At 73.3% G+C, this 1,063-nt stretch carries 2 pseudogenes; both read right to left on the reverse strand.

Annotated elements, in window-relative coordinates:
* Window positions 1-88 precede the first annotated feature (88 nt).
* A pseudogene (locus ABZ371_RS32850) lies at window positions 89-967 on the reverse strand (cytochrome P450); the annotation flags it as partial.
* A gap of 2 nt (window positions 968-969) precedes the next feature.
* A pseudogene (locus ABZ371_RS32855) lies at window positions 970-1,063 on the reverse strand (S26 family signal peptidase); the annotation flags it as partial.

The following is a 1,063-nucleotide window of genomic DNA, read 5'->3' on the forward strand; positions in this document are numbered from 1 at the left end:
TCTCACCGGGCGGGCGCCGCGCCGACTGCGGGCGTGGATGCCGAGCGGACGCCGATCCCGCGCCCGTGCTCCGTCACCGCCGGCGCGGTCAGGCGTCCGCCGTCACCCCGGCGATGACGAATCCGCTGCGCGGAGCCGTCGGGACGCGCCGCAGCGGAATGCTCAGGTCCTGGTCCACGACGTCGTACGGAAGGCGCGCGAGCAAGCCCGCCACGGTGGCGAGGAGAGCGATCGTGACGTCTTCGCCGGGGCACCGGTGCCCGTGCTCAGGGTCACCTCCGCCCTGCGGCACCAGATCGTCACGGACGCCGTCCGAGGCGGTCCCGTCCAGGAAGCGGGACGGGTCGAACGCGTACGGCTCGGGCCACAGGTCGGGGTCGTGGTTCTGCCCGTAGAGGTCCAGCAGCACCATGGTCCCGGGGCGGATCGTGGTGCCCATCCACTCCAGCTCCTTCACGGCGAGGCCGCCGACGAAGGGCGCGAACGGATAGAAGCGGCGCACCTCCTGCGCGAACGCGAAGGCGTACTCCGGGTCGTCGTCGCCCACGAGGGCGGCACGGTGCTCGGGATGGCGGTGCAGGGCGTGCGCCGCGAACGTGACGAACCAGGTGACGGCCACGGTCGGCCGCAGGATGTTGAGCACCTCCACCGCCGCGGTGTGCGGGTCGAGCAGCAGGCCGTTCACGTCCCGATGGGCCACTACCACCTCGAACGGCGTACGGTCCGCCTCATCGGCCGGGCCGGAGCCCGCCCGGGTACGTGCGCGTGCGACCAGGTCCGCGAGGCGCGCCTCCTGCCGGCGGCGTGCCCTGCGGGCCTTGAGATGACGGGGTCCCGCGGTGGCGAAGCCGTCGACCATGGCGGTCAGGTCCTCGGCCGTGCGTGCCGCCTCGTCGTCGGCGAGCGGGACACCGGCCCAGGCGTGGACGGCGCGGGTCAGGACGACAGCGGCCTCGTCGAACAGCACGCCTCGTCCAGAGCGGTGCCGTTCACCTCGACTCTCCCCCGCTTGTCGCAGCAGACCACGCGATCGCCCCCCACGCCCACCACCCGCTTCACGAAG

It is taken from the genome of Streptomyces sp. NPDC005899, from assembly GCF_040629645.1.
Lineage (GTDB): Bacteria > Actinomycetota > Actinomycetes > Streptomycetales > Streptomycetaceae > Streptomyces.